Source organism: Mycolicibacterium pyrenivorans (assembly GCF_025821625.1).
Taxonomy (GTDB): domain Bacteria; phylum Actinomycetota; class Actinomycetes; order Mycobacteriales; family Mycobacteriaceae; genus Mycobacterium; species Mycobacterium pyrenivorans.
This window is the reverse complement of the sequence record NZ_JACKSH010000250.1, coordinates 1-13,510: the sequence shown is the minus strand read 5'-3', so window position 1 is coordinate 13,510 and position 13,510 is coordinate 1. Positions and strand designations below refer to the sequence as shown.

The following is a 13,510-nucleotide window of genomic DNA, read 5'->3' as shown; positions in this document are numbered from 1 at the left end:
TCTACCGCTTCACCGCGGTCTGGACCCCGACGCGGATGTCCCGGCGGCTGCCGGACGACCCGGAGGTCTCGGAGAAGGTGTAGTCAGAGGGCCGAAACCAGCGGGTGAGTCCCCAGAAGGCCCGCGCGCTTCGCGGCCATTGGGTGACGACCCTCCCGTTGGCGGCGCGGAAGTAGTTGCTGCACCGGGTCAGCCAGACGGTGCCCTGCATCCAGGTGTCGATCCTGGTCAGGAATCGCTGCATCACCTCGGCCCGCACCTCGATGTAGGGCTTGTCCTTGCGGCGCATGTACTTCAGCGCACGCACGATGTAGTGGGCCTGCGCCTCGAGCATGAAGATGACGCTGTTGGAGCCGACGTTGGTGTTCGGTCCGTAGAGCATGAAGAAGTTGGGGTAGCCGGGCACAGCCATCCCGAGGTAGGCGAACGCACCGTCACGCCAGGTGTCGCGCAGCGCGGTGCCGTCTGCGCCCTGGACCTCGATCTGGCCCAGATAATCCGCCGCCGCATAGCCGGTCGCGCACAGCACCACGTCGACGTCGAGTTCGGTGCCGTCCTCGGTGATCACCGACCTCGCCCGAAGCGTGCGCGCCGGGCTCGACACCACCTCGACGTGCGGCTGGTTCAGTGTTTGCAGATAGTCGGTGGCGAACACCAGGCGTTTACACCCGAACGGGTGGGTCGGGGTGAGCTTGGCCCGCAGCTCTTCGTCGGGGATCGTCGCCTCCAGTGTGCGTAACGCGATCCCCTTGAACTCCTGGGTCTTGTCGCTGCCGTTCTCGATGACCGAGATGTTCGACTCGCTGCGCAGCCACAGCCTGGTGCGGTAGATCTTCTTGGCCAGCGGAACATGGGCGAACAGCCACTTCTCGCGTTCGGTGTAGGGCCGGTCCGGTTTCGGCAGCACCCAGGTCGACGACCGTTGCACCGAGTAGACCTTCGACGCGACCCTCGCGACCTCTGGGACCAGCTGTGCTGCAGTCGATCCCGTGCCGAGTACCGCGACCCGGGCGTCTCGGAGGTCGACCGAGTGATCCCAGCGTGCGGTGTGCATGAGGGTTCCGGTGAACGGCTCCTCCTCCACCAGGTCCGGCATCACCGGCTGGGTGAAGATCCCGATCGCCGACACCACGACGTCGAACGTGAACTCCTCACCGGTCGCGGTGCCCAGCCGCCATGTCCTGCTGGCGGTATCCCACCTGGCCGAGACGATCTCGGTGTTCAGCCGCAGATGCGCGTCCAGGCGGTAGCGGCGTGCGCACCGTTCGAAATACTCCAGGATCTCCGCCTGCCCCGACCACATCCGTGACCAGCGCGGGTTGAGGTCGAACGAATACGAGTACAGATGCGACTTCACGTCACAGGCCAGACCCGGATAGGTGTTGACCCGCCAGGTACCGCCGACGCCGTCCTCGCGGTCGAAGATCGTGAAATCGTCGAATCCTGCTTTTCGCAGGAAGATTCCGAGCGCCAGTCCGCCAGGGCCGGCCCCGATGATGCCCACGGAGAGCGTCTTCGCCATTGAGGTCCTCATCCAATCTTCAGGGACTGCCCACCGTCGACGATGAGCTCGGATCCGGTGATGAACGACGCATGCTCGGAGACCAGGAACGCCACCGCATCGGCGATCTCCACGGGCTTACCGATACGGCCCATCAAAGCGGTTGCGGCGAGCCGGGATTGGGTGTCCGCGTCGAGCATCGGCGTCTCGACGGGGCCGGGGAACACGGAGTTGACCCGAATCCCCGACGGCGCGAGTTCGACCGCGGCGACCTGGGTGAGACCCCGCAGCGCCCACTTCGACGACCCGTACGCGGCGTGGTTCGGGAACGGCCGGACCGCTCCGGTGCTGCACGTGTTCACGATGGCCGCGCAGTCGGCGTCGCGCAGGTGGGCAAGCGACGCCTGGATTCCGAGGAACGGGCCGAGGCAGTTGACCCGCCAGCTGCACTCGAAGCCCGCCGGAGTCTCGTCGGCCAGCGAAGCGCGGTGCAGCACGCCGGCGTTGTTCACCAGGGTGGTGAGCGCGCCGAACCGGTCGACCACGGTGCGGACCGCATGTGTCCACTGGTCGGCCGAGGTCACGTCCAGCGCCACCGCGACCGCCCTGTCGGTGTCGAGCGCGGCCACGGTCGCCGCCAGCTCGTCGGCGAGCAGGTCGCAGGCGGCCACGCGGAAACCGTCCTCGAGCAGCCGGGCGGCGATCGCCGCGCCCTGCCCGCGGGCGGCTCCCGTGACCAGTGCGACCCGGTCGCCGGTCATCAGTACCCCGCCTTCCGGGGATCCGCCACGCCGGCGGTCCCGAGTGCCTCGCCGAGGTGTGCTGTCGCGCCCCGGTGCAGCGCCTGTGATTCCGAGGCGACGGTGATCATCCGAAATCCCAGCTGTGCAGCGGTGTTTCCGAGCTTCCCGGTGCCGGCGTGGACGCCGCTGACCAGCCCGGCCGCGTCGGTGGTGTGGTGGATGTGCGTCATCGCGTCGCGGACCTCCCGCCGGGTCCACGCGTCGGTCGGCGCATGACCCATGGAGATCGCGAGATCGGCAGGTCCCACATAGACACCGGTCAACCCGTCGACGGCACAGATCTCGTCGATCGCGGCGAGCCCGCGTGCGGTTTCGACCATCGCGAACACCGACGCCCGTGCCTGGAGACCGGCGGGGTCGTGGCCCACGTCGGCGCGCAGCGGCCCGAAGCTGCGCACGCCGGCCGGCGCGTACCTGGTGGCGGCGACGGCTGCGGCGGCCTGTTCGGCGGACTCGACCATCGCGATGACGACGGCGTCGGCACCGGCGTCGAGCACCCTGCCGATCGGGGCGGCATCGGGTGTCGGCAGGCGTACCGCGGTGGCGACGGGGACGTGTTCGAGCCTGCGCAGCATCAGTGCGACGTCGGCGTCGCCGAGATATCCGTGCTGAACATCGAATCCGATGTAGTCGTAACCGGCCCTGGCGAACTCCTCGGGGCCGAGGATCGTCGGCCCCACCACCCAGCCGCCCCACACCCGGTCTTTGGTGGCCAGCGCATCCTGCAGCCTGCTCATCGTCACCACCACCTCACGGCACGATCGCGATCTTGACCCTGCCGGGCACCGGCAGGCAGGCCAGTTCGAACGCTGCCTGTACCTCGTCGGCGGGGAACGTGTGGGTCAGGTAGCGGCCGAGCAGACCGGGGTGCTGGCGCGCGAACGCGTCCGCGCGGTCGAGGACCCGCCGCCGGTCGAGTGTGATCCCGGCTTTCAGGGTGAGGTTGTTGCGCAGCATGGTGCGCATGCTGATCGGGTAGGAGTCGTCGTCGGGCACCCCGAAGTAGAAGACCGTGCCGCCCGGCGCGACGGCCTCCACCGCGTGCCCGAGGGTCGCGACCTGGTGTCCCACGGCCTCTATCACGATGTCGGGCTTGGCATCCGGGGCGAGCCGGCTCACCCAGCGATCACTGGTCGCGCGGACCACGGTGTCGACCCCGAACGCCGGGCCGACGTCGTCGCGGTCGACCGGGTCGACGCCGGTGACATGCGCGGCCCCCGCCGCCTTGGCGACGAAGGAGAACAACAACCCGATCGAGCCCTGGCCGAGGACCGCGACGTGCCTGCCGGTCAGGTCGGGCAGTTGCTCTACGGCGTAGAGGACGCAGGCCAGCGGCTGCAACCCGACGGCGTTTTCGGGGCTCAGCGCGGGGTCGTAGGGCGCCAGGCCGTCCCCGTCGGCGACGACCTGTTCCATCAGCCCGTCGAACCCCGATGCCCACCCGACAACGCGGTCACGTGGGCGGTGGTCCGCATGGCGGCTGGCGATCACCTCGCCGACGACCTCGTGGATCGGGAACCCGTCCATCTCCGCGGCCGAGACGCCGGTGTCCCCCGGCAGCCTGCCCTTGGCGCCACGGAATCCGGGAAGGTCGCTGCCGCAGATCCCGCCGGCCAGGAATCGCAGCAACACCTGGCCGTCGTCCAGGGACTCCGGCGAGCGTTGCGGCACATCGGTTTTCACGAAGGTGAATGGGGCGACGAGCCGGTGGGACCACATTCAGCCGACCTCCGCCCGGATCTGTACGGGGACGTTGTTCCAGCCCCATTGGAAGCTCGACGGCGGCCGCGACGCGGCGTCGGCGTCGACCAGGAAGTCGGGCACCCGCTTGAGCCACTCGGTCACCATGATCGCGATCTCCAGCCGTGCGAGGTGGGCGCCCAGGCAGAAGTGCTGGCCGCGCCCGAACGCGAGCAACCGCGGGATCGGCCGGTTCCAGACGAACTCGTCGGCGTCGGGGTACTCGCGCTCGTCCCGGTTGGCCGACGCGAGCAGCGAGATGATCCGCTGCCCCGGCCGGATCGTGGTGTCGTGCAGGGTGAACGGCCTGCGTAGGGTGCGGGCGAACCACTGCGCGGGTGCGCAGTAGCGGATCATCTCCTCGCGCGCTACCGGAACGTTGGCGTCCGGGTCGGCGCGGACCGCGGCGAGTTGGTCGGGCCTGCCGGAGAGCTCCCACAACCCGTGCGCGACGATCTTGGGCACCGTCTCGGTGCCGCCGATGAAGACGCCGAGCATCTGCACGGCGGCCTCGGTGTCGGACAGTGCCGATCCGTCGGGCAACCGGTAGGCGAGCAGGTTGTCCACGATCGGCAGATCGTCACCATCGCCCGCCCGCCTGCGCGCCACGACCGGCGCCAGGTACTCCAGATAGCCGGGCCGCGCGTTGGCCACCTCGACGCCGCTGCCCGGCTGGGCCAGGCTGCCCGCGTTGACGGTGGCGAGCACATCGGCGGCGAGATCGCTTGGCAGCCCGACGAGTTCACACACGACGGAGGCGGCGACGATTCCGCCGTAGTCCTGGGTAAGATCGAAGCTGCCGCGCGGCAGCAGTTCGTCCAGGCGCTCGTTGGCCAGTGTCCGGATCCGGTCGGCGAGCTTGGAGACGGACTTGGGCCGGAACGGTGCGGCGGTGCAGCGGCGGACCTCGTCGTAGAGCGGTGCGTCGAAGTTCGCGTGGAACGGCATCGGGTGCAGCGGCGGGTCGGGCACCGGACCGTCGTTGTGGTCGGCGAGCACCGCGGCGGCAGGCAACGTCCCCTCGGAGGCGACGAACGTTCCGTCGTTGATCTCCAATACGTTCCAGATGTCGGCGAAGCGCGACAGCGCGTAGGTGTCCCACTTCTCGAGGTAGTACACCGGGTACCGGTCACGCAGCACCCGGTAGTACGACAGCGGGTCGGCCATCACTGCCGGATCGAAGGGGTCGTAGGTGAAGTGTTCTTTCCCGGTCATGTTCAGGCTCACTGCAGAGGCGACGGTGGCAGGGCGGCGAGTATGGAGTCCTCCCAGCCGTCACGCAGGGCGGGCGCGACGCTCATCCACGTGACGATCTCGGCGGGTGGGCTGTCCTTCCACGACGGGTAGTGGTTCTCGAAGCAGTCCCAGTCCCCCTCGAGCGCCCAGTAATGGATGACCTCGTTGAACCGGAACGTGGTGATGAACGACCCGAGCCACCTCTTTCCGGTGGATTCCGACCAGGGCACGTAGAGCCGTTCGAGTTCCCGGATGTAATCGTCCTGACGGCCCGGCTTGGTCTGCATGATCTCCTGGATCACCAAGCCCGCCTTGAAGTCCGCGTCCCGCAGCTGGGCCAGCGTCTTGTTGCTGCGTCCCGCGTACATGATGCGGCCTTCTCCGCGGGCCCCGATGTCACGCAGGTATGCCGTCCACTTCCCCGCGGCGGCCTCATGGCTGCCGCCGCGGGTCTGCGCACGGCCGATGCGCGCGTAGTCGGCGAACGCGTCGATCTCCCAGACGACGGTGACCTGCGGCCAGTGTCCGTTGTACGGGGTCGACTCCCACATCGCGAACAGCCTCGCGCCGAGCTCGCTCATCATCGGGTGGTAGTTGGCGCTGAACTCCGAAACGAACTGCTCGCTGCCCGCAGATCCCAGATCGATCGTCTCGTGCAGGTAGAGGAGGGTATGGCTGTGGTATTTCTTCATGTTCACGGCTGGCACTTCCCTTCACCGGCGGGCGCACATCGGCTGCGGGTGGTTGACAGTGACACTCAGGGAGCGTGACACTTGTCGCGTGTTTTGTAAAGTGTCTGAGCGCTCTGCGTCTGCGTGTGGCCGGGTCCCGGTCCGATGACCCTCGTCCCGTTGGCCAACGGTTTCTGCTTCGGCGAGGGTGCGCGTTGGTTCGAGGGCCTCGTGTGGTTCTCCGACATGCTCGGTGAGGCCGTGCACACCGTGACACTCGGCGGCGAGATGAGCACGCTGGAGTTGGCCGGACATTCGCCGTCCGGGCTGGGATTCCGCCGGGACGGGACACTGCTGATCGTCTCCACGCAGTGCAGACAGGTGCTCGGATACGACGGCGAAACGGTCAGCACGGTCGCCGACCTGTCCGAGCTGGTGCCCGCGGATCTCGGCGACATGGTCGTCGATCGGCACGGGTGCGCCTACGTCGGCTCGCAGGCGCGCAAGGGCGGGGTGATCGTGCGGGTCGACCCCGATCGGGACGGCGCCGAGCGCGCCACCGTCGTCGCCGGCGACCTCGACTTCCCCAACGGCATGGCCATCACGCCCGACGGCGCAACGCTGATCGTCGCTGAGTCGACCGGGCGCCGTTTGACCGCGTTCACGATCGCGGCGGACGGATCCCTCAGCGATCGAAGGGTTTTCGCCGACGGCCTGGACGGGCCGCCGGACGGCATCTGCCTCGACGACGGTGGCGGGGTCTGGGCGGCGATGACGCTGGCCCATCAGTTCGAGCGGATCATCGAGAGCAGCAGCGGGGCGTGCACCGTGACCGACCGGATCGACATGGGTGACCGGACGGCCATCGCCTGCGCGCTGGGCGGTCCGGAGGGACGGACGCTGTTCCTGCTGTCGTCCACGGACGCCTACCCCCAACGCCTTGTCGGGACGAAGCTCTCCCGTCTGGACGCCACGACCGTCGATGTCCCTGCAGCCGTGCTGCGCTGAACTGTCCCGAAAGGCCGAGATGTCGGATTCCTATTACGAGTTGGTCGACGGCGACGTCGAGATCGACGGTGCTCGCGGCGAGCGGTTCACCGCAACCGATTTCGTCCGTAGCACCTGGTCTGCGGCCATCCAGCACGCCGCGCCGGTATCGGCGTTGCTGGTCCGTGGACTGCAACGATGCGAGGCGCGCGACGACACCAGGCTCAGCCGTGTCCTGGTCGATCTGCTGGGTCCGGTGCCCGCCGAGGGGGATCTGTGGGTCCGCGCGCGGCGGGAACGCTCCGGTAAGCAGATCGAGTTGATCACCGCCGAGATGCTGGCGCCGGGTCCCGACGGCACACCTCGGCCGGTCGCCCGGGCCAGTGGGTGGCGGCTGCAGACCCTCGACACCGCCGCGGTGGTGCACGCGCCCGCGCAGCCACTGCGCCCGGTGGCGGAGGCGGTCGGCCGTGACATGAAGAAGGACTGGGACCGAAACTACGTCCACAGCCTGGATTGGCGCTGGCTCACCAAGCCGATGAGCAACGGACCCGGCGAATCCTGGATCAGGCCCGAGGTCGATCTGGTCAAGGGCGAGGCGATGACGCCGCTGGAGCGGTTGTTCGCGGTCGCCGACGACGCGAACGGGATCGGCACCAAGCTCGACATCCGGCGGTGGACGTTCCTGAACACCGATCTGGCGGTGCACGTGCACCGGATGCCCGAGGGTGAGTGGATCGGCATCCGCGCCGAGACCAGTTACGGGCCCGACGGGATCGGCACGACGATCGGCACGCTGTTCGACGAGGGCGGCGCGGTCGGCGCGATTCAGCAGTCGGTCCTGGTGCGCCCCCGCCCGCCCAGATAGCCCTCGCCGCGACGCGAACGTGCATTCCATGTCGCTGATCGCGCGTCGTGACTACCGCTGCTGCACGCTCGCGGCCACACGGATCTCAGTCGGTGAGCTTCAGCGCGGCGGCCGGGCACTGCGTCACGGCCTGCTGCATCCGGTCCCGATCGGACTCGGGGCGCTCGGCGTCGTGGATCACCACGGTGCCGTCGTCCTGCACCTCGAAGACGTCTTCGGCGATGGACTCACAGATGCCGTGCCCGGTGCACTTGGCGAGATCGACTTCGACCTTCATCACGCCTCCACTTTCGTGTCCGATCTGCCCAACGGGTCACCGGACGTGCGCGGGCAGCCGCTTCACGCCGTGGACGAAGCTGCTGTACAGCAGGTCGGGTTCGCCCAACTCGATGGTCTTGCACCGAGTCAGCAGTTCCCGGAACAGGTTTCGCAGCTCTGCCTTCGCCAGCTGGTTACCGAGGCAGAAGTGCGGCCCGCCACCCCCGAACCCCAGGTGCGGGTTGGGCGAGCGCGCCAGGTCGAACCGCCCCGGCTCGTCGAACACGGTTTCGTCGCGGTTGGCCGAGCAGTAGAACAGTCCGACCTTGTCGCCCTCGGCGACGGGTTGGCCGTTGATCTCGGTGTCCCGGGTGGCAAAGCGGGCGAACTGCAGCACCGGGGAGGACCACCGCACGAATTCCTCGACGGCCGTGCCGATCCGGTCGTCGAAATCCTCCATCAACCAGGCTCGCTGGTCGGGGTTCTCGACAAGGGCCATCATCACATGGGTGGTCGTCTGTTTGGTGGTGTCGTTGCCTGCCGACGACAGCAGGATCAGGAACGCGCCGATCTCCTCGTCGGTGAGCCGCTGACCGTCCACCTCGGCGTTGACGATGCTGGTCATGAGGTCGTCGCCGGGGTTGTTGCGGCGGAACTTCGCCAATTCGGCGCCCGTGCTGGACAGCAGCATGATCTCGTTGATGGTGTTGGTGGCCCGCTCTTCGATGGAGCTGTACTCGTCGTCGCTCATCGAGAACAACTTCTCGGCGGCCTCGGCGACGGCGGGCTGATCGGCCGCCGGTACGCCGAGCATCTCCATGATGGTCAGCATCGGGAGTCGCGCCGAACAGTCTGCGACGAAATCGATGTCGCCCGCGCCGACGAGATCGTCGACGATGGCCACCGCGCCGCGATGGATCTGCTCTTCGATCTGGCGGACGTTTCGCGGCGTGAACGCCGAGCTGATCAGCCGCCGATACGTCGTGTGCTGCGGCGGGTCCATCGTCAGGAAGAACGACGCGAAGCGCTGGATCTCGGCGGGCATCGGGTCGAGCGCCACGCCGCGCTCGGAGGTGAAGAGCTCGGGATGCTGGCTGACGTAGGCGATGTCGGCCCGTCGGGTCAGCGCCCAGTAGCCGGGCTCCTCCATCGGGAACAGCGAAGGGAACGGCCGATGCCAGGTCAGCCCGTCACCGGCGCGCAGCCGCGCGAACGTCTCGTCGCGCACCGCGAACGGTCGGCTCCAGAAATCGTGTGAGGTGATGTCGATCGCGCTGTGCTCACGCTCATGTAACGAGGGTGCTGTCACAGAATTAGCGTGACACTCGGGCGTTAATTTGTAAAGCTGTCACCATGCCGCGAGTCCTGCCGGGTGATCCACAGGGGCCAGACGACCCCGAAGGCCCCGACAACTCGACCCGTCAACGGATTCTCGCGGCCACCGCAGAAGTCCTTGGCCGCAACGGCATGTCGAAGCTGTCCCTGTCCCAGGTGGCAACCGAGGCGGGGGTCTCGCGGCCCACGCTCTACCGGTACTTCGCCGACAAACGCGAGCTGCTCGACGTCTTCGTGGTCTGGGAACGGCACTACTACGAGCACGCCATCGCCGCGGCGACCGCCGGTCTACCCGCTCACGAGAGGCTCGACGCGGCGTTGCGCGTCATCGTGGAATACCAGCTGTCCTATCCCGGCCTGCGCATGGTGGACATCGAACCCGACCAGGTCATCAAGCGGATGGCGCGGGTGCTACCGCTGATGCGGGAGCGCCTGCAACGCCTGTGCACGGGTCCCGACGCCGCGCTATCGGCCGCGACCGCGGTACGGGTGGCGATCTCCCAGTACCTGGTGCGCAGCGATGACAGCGCAGACTTCCTGGCCCAGCTGCGCCACGCGGCGCGCGTCAAACACCACGCGCCGGCACCCGAAGGCGAGATCGCCGACAGCTGAACCTCTTACGTCGACCGACTCGTCCGCTGAGCCAGCTCCGCGAGCACCTCCTCGGTGTGCTCCCCGAGTTCCGGCGCGCAGGAACGCACCCGCCACGGCGTGCCGGAGAAGTCGGCGGGCGAGGCGACCATCGGCACGCTGGTGTCCGGGTCACCGGAGTCCGACTCGGGCACGTAGACGACACCCCCGGCGGCATGGAACTGCTCGTCGGCGACCACGTCCTCCAGCGAGTTGATGGGCGACCAGAACAGATCCGGCTGTGCGGCAAAGGCTTCGGCCCACTCGTCCAGGGTCTTGGCGGCGAAGATCGCGTCGAGTTCGCCGATCAACTGCACTGCGTTGACCGCCCGGGCGCGCGCCGTCGCGAACCGATCGTCGGTCAGCCAACCGAGGCGCTGGATGACGCTGCACAGGGCGGGCCAGTGGCGGTCGCCCTGCAGTCCGACGAGCCAGAACCGGCGCCCGTCCCCCGCGGTGTAGTTGTTCATGCAGGGGTTGGCCATCGACTCCCGCTGGCCGATCGCGATCGAATGTCCGGTCAGCAGAAACGTGTTCAGGTCGAAGCTCACCGTGTACGCACCCTGCCGGTACAGCGACGTCGACACCAACTGCCCGGCCCCGGTCCGCGCACGTGCCACGAGCGCCGCGCACACCGCGGCGGCCAGGGTCATCCCGGCCATGTGGTCGCCCATCCCGCCACGCTGGAAGGGTGGCGGCTCCCCCGGTGTGCTCAACAGGTGTGCCAGTCCGGCCCTGGCCCAGAACGCTGCGACGTCGTAGGCGGCCCGGTCCGCGTCGGGCCCTGCCGTCCCGTACCCGGTGATCAACCCGTAGACCAGGCGCGGGTTGTCGGTGGCCACCGCCTCGAAGTCCAGGCCGATGCGACGCAACGCCCCGGTGCGGATGTTGGTCAGGAAAACGTCTGCGTCACTGAGAAGTTCCCGAACCCGCGCCTGCCCGTCCTCGGTCGTCAGGTCGAGCACGACGCTGCGCTTGCCTCGGTTGTCCATTTCGAACGGCGGGCTGACGTGGTGACGGTCCTGCGGGCTGATGCCCAGCATCCGGCCGAACATCCGGGCCGGATCGCCGCCCGGCGGTTCGATCTTGACGACGTCGGCGCCCCAGTCCGCAAGGACGCCCCCGGCGGCGGGACCCGCCACCCACACCCCGAGTTCGACGACCCTGACGCCCTCCAGCGGTCCGGCCATGCACCGTCCTTGTCCGCAGCCTTTACAAAGGGCCGCTGTCTTGTAACCCTGGTGGGGCTAGCAGGTCCAGCCTAGGGAGGCCCCGTGGTGTCCGTCCTCGAAAATCGGATCGCTCCTGCCGCCGGCCTGGCCTCCCATCTGGGCCGCGGCTTGGGACGGATCGTCGCCGACACCGCGATCGGCCGTCTGCGTCGGCTGCCGCGCACGACCGGCGACCTCGACGCCGCGGCGATGTCGCAACTCATCGGACGCACGGTCACCTCGGTGTCGGTCATCGACGGGGACGCCGGCACCTCATCGCGGGCCCGGCTGGCGCTCACCGGCGTGGACGTCCCCGCCACCGTCTTCGTCAAGATGGCGGCCGAGACCGTGGCTACCCGGCTGATGGGCGAACTCGGCAACCTCGCCGACACCGAGACGCGCTTCTACCGCCAGCTGGCACCCGAGCTGACGGGTGTGCCGCGATGCCACGGCGCGAAGTTCGATCCGTGGACGGGCAGGTTCGTGCTCGTCCTCGAGGATCTCGCAGAGCCGGCGGACCCCGCGGCCACACCGTGCGAGTTTCCCGACACCCTGCACCCGATCGACACCGACCGCGCCGCGCAGGTCGTCGAGCTCCTCGCCCGCCTGCATGCGACGTTCTGGGGTCGCCTGCCCGCTGCAGGCACCGGTCCGTTGGGCTGGCTCTATGCGGCATCGGCCGACAGCGCGGCGCTGCTCACCGGTCCACTGCTCAAGACGTCGTCGCGCCGGCTCGCCGAGCGGACCGACCTGCCGCTGGAGCGTGGGCGGTTCATCGACGAGAACTACCGCGCGGTCGCCGCACTCATCGACCGCCCGCCGCACACCGTCATGCACGGCGACGCCCACCCGGGCAACCTGTACTTCCGCGACGGGCGGGCCGGGCTGCTGGACTGGCAGGCGGTGCGCCGCGGGCACCCGAGCAGGGAGCTCGCCTACACGCTGGTCACCAGCATGACCGCCGAGGACCGCCAGGCCTCGCAACGGGACCTTCTCGATGTCTATCGGCGGGCGCTCGTCGCGGGAGGGGGTCCCGAGCTGGACCGCGACGAGCTGTGGGATCGCTACCGGCAGGGCGCGCTTTACCCGTATGTCGCGGCCCTCATCACGGCGGGGATGGGCGGCATGCAGGTCGAGGACATCGCGATGAAGGGGGTCGAACGCAGCCTCGCCGCGCTCGAGGACCTCGACACCGTCGCCATGCTGCAGAAGTCCCTGTGACGGACACCCGTCGCGAGCCGCCGTCCCCGCAGACCAGCACCCTCTACGATCGACATCGACCCCCCGCCACACCCCTAGCCGAGGCCAGGACGTGAACGAACCCGCACGCGAATCATCCGACGCCGCCGAGGACACCTCGACGCGGCACCGGATCCTGGTCGCGACTGCCGAGGTGCTCGGTCGTAGCGGTCAGACGAAGCTGAGCCTGTCCGAGGTGGCCCTGCAGGCCGGGGTGTCCCGCCCGACGCTGTACCGCTGGTTCGCCTCCAAGCAGGAGCTGCTCGACGCATTCGGGATCTTCGAGCGGGAGATGTTCGAGTCCGGAATCGCCCGCGCGACCGCCGGGCTGCGCGGGACCGACCGCGTCGACGCGGCGATGCGGTTCATCGTCGAATACCAGCAGTCCTATTCGGGCGTGCGTCTCGTCGACATCGAGCCCGAGGTCGTGATCGGGCGGCTGGCGCACATCATCCCCGCGATGCGGACCCAGCTGGAGAAGCTGCTGCCAGGACCCAACGGAGCCGTCAAGGCAGCGACGGCGATCCGCGTCGCCGTGTCGCATTACATCGTCCGCAGCGACGACGACGATCAGTTTCTCGACCAGCTCCGGCACGCCGTGGGGATCAAGACCTCCTGACGTCCGCCGACCGAAGTCGGCGAGAACGCGTGACACTGAGCCAAAAACTTGTAAAGCTAGCTGCCATGACCGCTACAGAGACAGAAACCGGTGTGCTCGCCGGCGAGCAGCGCATGCTCATCGACGGTGAATTGCAATTCACCGACAGCGGAGCGACATTCGATGTGGTTCATCCGGCGTCTGAGCAGGTCGCCGGTCAGGCCACCGACGGCACCGTCGAGGACATGGGTCGGGCTGTGGGTGCGGCGCGGCGGGCGTTCGACGAGACCGACTGGTCGCGCGATGTGGACTTTCGCTATCACTGCCTGACCCAGCTGCATGAGGCGTTGGAGCGCAACAAGGAGCGGCTGCGCCGCATCCTGATCACCGAGGTCGGCTGCCCCGTGTCGGTGTCCGGGAGCCAGATCGAGAG

At 68.3% G+C, this 13,510-nt stretch carries 15 protein-coding genes; 6 read left to right on the top strand and 9 right to left on the bottom strand.

The window, feature by feature from the left end; genetic code table 11:
- Position 1: 1 nt before the first annotated feature.
- From H7I57_RS26950 to H7I57_RS26925, 6 genes are read right to left on the bottom strand one after another with little or no spacing between them, the layout of a single operon-like run.
- Positions 2–1,522 carry a flavin-containing monooxygenase gene (locus tag H7I57_RS26950; RefSeq protein WP_264027373.1) on the bottom strand — a complete coding sequence of 507 codons (1,521 nt, stop codon included), beginning with the start codon at positions 1,520–1,522 and terminating at the stop codon, positions 2–4.
- Positions 1,523–1,530: 8 nt separating this feature from the next.
- Entirely contained in the window at positions 1,531–2,262 is a 732-nt protein-coding gene (locus H7I57_RS26945) for an SDR family NAD(P)-dependent oxidoreductase (RefSeq protein ID WP_264027371.1), read from the bottom strand.
- On the bottom strand, positions 2,262–3,047 hold the full coding sequence (locus tag H7I57_RS26940) for an HpcH/HpaI aldolase family protein (protein WP_264027449.1): 786 nt from the start codon (positions 3,045–3,047) through the stop codon (positions 2,262–2,264). The genes H7I57_RS26945 and H7I57_RS26940 overlap by 1 nt, the downstream gene beginning before the upstream one ends.
- A gap of 7 nt (positions 3,048–3,054) precedes the next feature.
- Positions 3,055–4,023 (bottom strand): zinc-binding dehydrogenase, encoded by a 969-nt coding sequence (locus tag H7I57_RS26935; protein WP_264027370.1) that lies wholly within the window; start codon positions 4,021–4,023, stop codon positions 3,055–3,057.
- Positions 4,024–5,259 carry a cytochrome P450 gene (locus tag H7I57_RS26930; protein ID WP_264027368.1) on the bottom strand — a complete coding sequence of 412 codons (1,236 nt, stop codon included), beginning with the start codon at positions 5,257–5,259 and terminating at the stop codon, positions 4,024–4,026.
- An 8-nt stretch (positions 5,260–5,267) separates the two neighbouring features.
- On the bottom strand, positions 5,268–5,972 hold the full coding sequence (locus H7I57_RS26925; RefSeq protein ID WP_264027445.1) for an NIPSNAP family protein: 705 nt from the start codon (positions 5,970–5,972) through the stop codon (positions 5,268–5,270).
- A 144-nt stretch (positions 5,973–6,116) separates the two neighbouring features.
- Between H7I57_RS26925 and H7I57_RS26920 the strand changes: the two genes are divergently transcribed.
- Entirely contained in the window at positions 6,117–6,959 is an 843-nt protein-coding gene (locus H7I57_RS26920; RefSeq protein WP_264027366.1) for an SMP-30/gluconolactonase/LRE family protein, read from the top strand.
- A gap of 19 nt (positions 6,960–6,978) precedes the next feature.
- On the top strand, positions 6,979–7,806 hold the full coding sequence (locus H7I57_RS26915) for a thioesterase family protein (protein ID WP_264027443.1): 828 nt from the start codon (positions 6,979–6,981) through the stop codon (positions 7,804–7,806).
- Between the two features lie 85 nt (positions 7,807–7,891).
- On the opposite strand, the gene H7I57_RS26910 is transcribed toward H7I57_RS26915, so the two are convergent.
- Positions 7,892–8,083 carry a ferredoxin gene (locus H7I57_RS26910; RefSeq protein ID WP_264027365.1) on the bottom strand — a complete coding sequence of 64 codons (192 nt, stop codon included), beginning with the start codon at positions 8,081–8,083 and terminating at the stop codon, positions 7,892–7,894.
- Positions 8,084–8,119: 36 nt separating this feature from the next.
- A complete protein-coding gene (locus tag H7I57_RS26905; RefSeq protein WP_264027363.1) occupies positions 8,120–9,373 on the bottom strand; it encodes a cytochrome P450 in 1,254 nt (417 codons plus the stop codon).
- A gap of 44 nt (positions 9,374–9,417) precedes the next feature.
- Here H7I57_RS26905 and H7I57_RS26900 point away from each other — a divergent pair, with 44 nt between their 5' ends.
- A complete protein-coding gene (locus H7I57_RS26900; RefSeq protein ID WP_264027361.1) occupies positions 9,418–10,011 on the top strand; it encodes a TetR/AcrR family transcriptional regulator in 594 nt (197 codons plus the stop codon).
- A gap of 5 nt (positions 10,012–10,016) precedes the next feature.
- Here the strand turns inward: H7I57_RS26900 and H7I57_RS26895 are convergent, their stop codons facing one another.
- The gene (locus H7I57_RS26895; RefSeq protein ID WP_264027360.1) at positions 10,017–11,219 is read right to left on the bottom strand and encodes a CaiB/BaiF CoA transferase family protein; all 1,203 of its coding nucleotides are present in this window, start codon (positions 11,217–11,219) and stop codon (positions 10,017–10,019) included.
- Positions 11,220–11,306: 87 nt separating this feature from the next.
- On the opposite strand from H7I57_RS26895, the gene H7I57_RS26890 reads away from it, so the two are divergent.
- The 3 genes from H7I57_RS26890 to H7I57_RS26880 all read left to right on the top strand — a co-directional run.
- Positions 11,307–12,461 carry a phosphotransferase gene (locus H7I57_RS26890; RefSeq protein WP_264027359.1) on the top strand — a complete coding sequence of 385 codons (1,155 nt, stop codon included), beginning with the start codon at positions 11,307–11,309 and terminating at the stop codon, positions 12,459–12,461.
- Between the two features lie 91 nt (positions 12,462–12,552).
- Positions 12,553–13,098 carry a TetR/AcrR family transcriptional regulator gene (locus tag H7I57_RS26885; RefSeq protein ID WP_264027358.1) on the top strand — a complete coding sequence of 182 codons (546 nt, stop codon included), beginning with the start codon at positions 12,553–12,555 and terminating at the stop codon, positions 13,096–13,098.
- A gap of 65 nt (positions 13,099–13,163) precedes the next feature.
- Positions 13,164–13,510 (top strand): aldehyde dehydrogenase family protein (locus tag H7I57_RS26880; protein WP_264027357.1); only part of this gene is annotated, 347 nt, incomplete at its 3' end.

Bases quoted from the DNA above. Each gene is read 5' to 3' on its own strand.
- H7I57_RS26950 (WP_264027373.1), bottom strand. From the start codon at position 1,522: ATGGCGAAGACGCTCTCCGTGGGCATCATCGGGGCCGGCCCTGGCGGA.
- H7I57_RS26945 (WP_264027371.1), bottom strand. From the start codon at position 2,262: ATGACCGGCGACCGGGTCGCACTGGTCACGGGAGCCGCCCGCGGGCAG.
- H7I57_RS26935 (WP_264027370.1), bottom strand. From the start codon at position 4,023: ATGTGGTCCCACCGGCTCGTCGCCCCATTCACCTTCGTGAAAACCGAT.
- H7I57_RS26930 (WP_264027368.1), bottom strand. From the start codon at position 5,259: ATGACCGGGAAAGAACACTTCACCTACGACCCCTTCGATCCGGCAGTG.
- H7I57_RS26925 (WP_264027445.1), bottom strand. From the start codon at position 5,972: ATGAAGAAATACCACAGCCATACCCTCCTCTACCTGCACGAGACGATC.
- H7I57_RS26920 (WP_264027366.1), top strand. From the start codon at position 6,117: ATGACCCTCGTCCCGTTGGCCAACGGTTTCTGCTTCGGCGAGGGTGCG.
- H7I57_RS26915 (WP_264027443.1), top strand. From the start codon at position 6,979: ATGTCGGATTCCTATTACGAGTTGGTCGACGGCGACGTCGAGATCGAC.
- H7I57_RS26910 (WP_264027365.1), bottom strand. From the start codon at position 8,083: ATGAAGGTCGAAGTCGATCTCGCCAAGTGCACCGGGCACGGCATCTGT.
- H7I57_RS26900 (WP_264027361.1), top strand. From the start codon at position 9,418: ATGCCGCGAGTCCTGCCGGGTGATCCACAGGGGCCAGACGACCCCGAA.
- H7I57_RS26895 (WP_264027360.1), bottom strand. From the start codon at position 11,219: ATGGCCGGACCGCTGGAGGGCGTCAGGGTCGTCGAACTCGGGGTGTGG.